At 44.2% G+C, this 3,325-nt stretch carries 3 protein-coding genes and 1 pseudogene; all 4 read right to left on the bottom strand.

What is annotated here, in order from left to right; translation table 11 throughout:
* A pseudogene (locus BCT81_RS00190) lies at nt 1–274 on the bottom strand (NfeD family protein); the annotation flags it as partial.
* A 3-nt stretch (nt 275–277) separates the two neighbouring features.
* Nucleotides 278–1,207, bottom strand: a complete 930-nt coding sequence (locus BCT81_RS00185) for an SPFH domain-containing protein (RefSeq protein WP_102422924.1) — start codon at nt 1,205–1,207, stop codon at nt 278–280.
* A gap of 204 nt (nt 1,208–1,411) precedes the next feature.
* Nucleotides 1,412–2,266 (bottom strand): co-chaperone YbbN, encoded by an 855-nt coding sequence (locus BCT81_RS00180; protein WP_102422923.1) that lies wholly within the window; start codon nt 2,264–2,266, stop codon nt 1,412–1,414.
* Between the two features lie 398 nt (nt 2,267–2,664).
* Nucleotides 2,665–3,325, bottom strand: a 661-nt coding sequence (locus tag BCT81_RS00175) for an SDR family NAD(P)-dependent oxidoreductase (protein WP_102422922.1), incomplete at its 5' end; no start/stop codon positions are given.

Below are 3,325 nucleotides of genomic sequence, written 5' to 3'. Positions count from 1 at the left end.
CTCTTTGGTTGAGTTCTCTATTTGAATCTGACCGCTTATCACTAGATAGTTGCCTTCTCCACCACAACCAAGTGGTGATTAGGGAGAAGCTAGCAAAGGATAGCCATTGCATCTGCCAACCAATTGGTAGAGCACCCAAAAGAGCACCAACCAACATGGCTGAGATGCCTATCCACAAAAAGTAACCAGCGGTTCCAACCAGTTCAAGTGCAAGCAACGCTAGACCAAACGCCAGCCAATGCCAGTGGTTTACTTGTTCTAGTAATTCGACCATAAGTTAGTCCTTACTAATTGTATCATTCTTGTGTGTGAACATTTCTGCGATACCAGCAACAGAGCCCATTAGGCCAGTCGCTTCAAGTGGTAGCATGATGATCTTACCGTTTTCTGCTTGTCCAATTGACTTCAATGCCTCGGTATAGCCTTGTGCAATAAAGTAGTTCACGGCTTGCATGTCACCCTGTGCAATTGCGGTTGATACCATTTCTGTTGCTTTCGCTTCTGCTTCTGCAGCACGTTCACGTGCTTCTGCTTGAAGTATTGCGGCTTGCTTTTCACCTTCAGCTTTTAGGATCTCTGATTGTTTGTGACCTTCAGCCTTAAGGATCTCAGCTTGTCTTACACCTTCTGCTTCTAAGATATCGGCACGCTTGTTACGTTCCGCTTTCATCTGAGCATTCATCGCAGCCGTCAGGTCTGCTGGTGGCTGTACGTCTTTAATTTCGATACGGGTAACCTTTACGCCCCACGGGTTGGTGGCTTCATCCACGATGTTAAGAAGCTTGGTGTTGATCATGTCACGTTGACTTAGCATCTCATCAAGTTCCATTGAACCCAGTACCGTACGAATGTTAGTCAAAGTTAGGTTACGAATCGCGTGCTCGAGGTCATTGACTTCATACGCTGCTCGCGGTGCATCAATCACTTGTACGAAACAGACCGCATCAATAACCACATTGGCATTGTCTTTAGAGATAACTTCTTGCGCGGGGATATCAAGAACTCGCTCCATCATATTGATTCGTTGACCGATTTTATCAATGAACGGAATGATTAAGTTAAGGCCTGGTTTTAGTGTGTGTGTGTAGCGGCCGAAGCGCTCTACCGTCCAGTTATTACCCTGTGGTACGGTTTTTACACCAGCGAAAATAAAGAGCAGTGCGACGACAGTAAAGACGCCAATAGTAATCAAAGTATCGATAGGCATACAAAGTCCTTTGCAAGTTTAAGTTTCAAATTATTTATTACTCATACTGGCGCATATTTAAAGTGGGAGCAAATTTATAAATGAGAAATGGGCCATAAAGCATTGATTTTATGGCCCATTACGAGTTTTTCATCCAAAAAGCTTATGAGTTGCTTTGTCGATTTTGTATTTGACTACTTACTGTTTAGGAATCAAGGAGCCTAATTAGTAAAGCAGAGAGTAAAGTTGACGGCGGTACTTACTAGCAACAGGATTGCCTTGCCCAAGTGCACTTAGGATATCCATGAACTCTTTTTTCATGTCTCCATCAAGAGCATTGAGGTCTTTGACTAGGAAAGACCACAGTAGGTCCATTGCTTCTTCACTACGGTTTACTTGATGGTATTGCAGTGCCAATTCTGACGCGGTTTTCGCATCGCTTGGGTTTTGCTGCAGCGCCGCTTCTAATGCTTGGATCTCTGGACTATCGGCAGCTTGCTTATGAAGTTCAAGTTTGGCGACTAAGCCTTTGTAGTAGTTGTCTTGGTACTCGAGTGGAATTGTTACCAGCTGAGCCTCAGCAAGGTCAAATTGTTGGGTTTCTAGTAAACACTCTGCAATTGCCAGTTTAACTTCACCTTTGCTCGTTAGTTCTGCTGGAAGCTGCTGCATAGCCGCTAAAGCTTGAGTGTGCTCACCGGCTTGTATCTGCTCAAGTGCTTGGCGTAGTGCCAATTCATCTTGGCTTGGAAGGTGTTTGCCAAGCATTTCCACAATTGCTTCTATGCGTTGCGGACCACCTAGACCATCGACAGGTTGACCGTTAACAAACAGTGCAATAGTCGGCAGTGCTTGAACACCAAATTGGCTAGCAATGGCTTGCTCTTGTTCGCAATTTAATAGCGCGAGCGTGAATGCACCATTGTATTGCTGAGTTAAGGTTTGTAGTTCAGGAATGACTTGAGCACTCTCTTGGCTCATTGGTGCCCAAAAATGGATGAGGACAGGGGTCTGCATCGAACCTTCTAGTACTTGACGAAAGTTCTGTTCATTAAGTTCAACAATATGCGGAGATTGCATTTACGTTCCTTGAGATTTGTTTGGGGATACGTTGCAAATATGGGGCGATAAGCGGGTAACTTCAAGATCTAACTGGGTAATCTCAGATAAAAAGAGGCAAAAATAGAAAAACGCCATGCTTCAATGTTGATAGAGTTGTTAACTCGACATGGAAGACACAGCGTTATCGGTGAGGTGGTCAGTGAGGTATTACGTAAGATACTCAAAACAGAATAAACAACGTAATTGCCAGACTCAGACCTACCAAATTAAGGCGGTTTAAAGTCATGAAGTATCCAAAGGGCTAGTCCATCAATTGGGGATAACTGATGAGATAGGCTAAATAATGACATCTTATTGTTACGGATAAATTACATCGTTACATTAAAGTTTGCGACTGTTCATTCAAAGTTAGTAATTTATGCGGCTTTTCTTAGAATAGGGTCTAGCAAGCGGCTCGGAAGTAATCTTTTTAATACAGCAAACACCTTAGTGGGAGTGGTGACTCGGTATCTTAACTTTGGCTTACTGGCTGTGAGCGCGTGATAAACAGGTTCGATACAGCTTTCAGCAGGCAAAACAAACGCGTTATTCGATGATTCTTTCTCAAGTCGGTCTTTTTGTTTTTGGTAAGCATTTTGATGAACACTGCCCTCGATGCTGATCCACTTATTGAAAGCTTTTAAGGCATTGGTTCTAAATTGGGTTTCGATTGGGCCGGGCTGCAGTAATGAAATGTGTATGCCACTGCCATGCAGCTCTAAACGCAGAGTGTCTGTCCAACCTTCAATTGCGAACTTTGATGCGTTATACGCACCACGATATTTCATCGCAGCAAAGCCGAGTACCGAACTGTTTTGGACAATACGCCCTTCGCCGCGCTCTCGCATATGAGGCAGGATCTGGCAAACGAGGTGGTGCCAACCAAAAAAGTTGGTTTCGAACTGTTCTCTTAGCCCTTGCGTCGGTAGATCTTCTAAGGCACCGGCCTGACCATACGCGCCATTGTTGAACAGTCCATATAACCCACTTGGCGCTAGCTCTATGGCTTGCTTAGCTCCGTTCTCAATACTTTCCTTG

The organism is Vibrio sp. 10N.261.52.A1, assembly GCF_002876325.1.
Taxonomy (GTDB): Bacteria; Pseudomonadota; Gammaproteobacteria; order Enterobacterales; family Vibrionaceae; genus Vibrio; species Vibrio chagasii.
This window is presented reverse-complemented; position numbering and strand designations above follow the sequence as displayed.

Coding starts and splice junctions, on each gene's coding strand:
- BCT81_RS00185 (WP_102422924.1), bottom strand. CDS start 1,207: ATGCCTATCGATACTTTGATTACTATTGGCGTCTTTACTGTCGTCGCA.
- BCT81_RS00180 (WP_102422923.1), bottom strand. CDS start 2,266: ATGCAATCTCCGCATATTGTTGAACTTAATGAACAGAACTTTCGTCAA.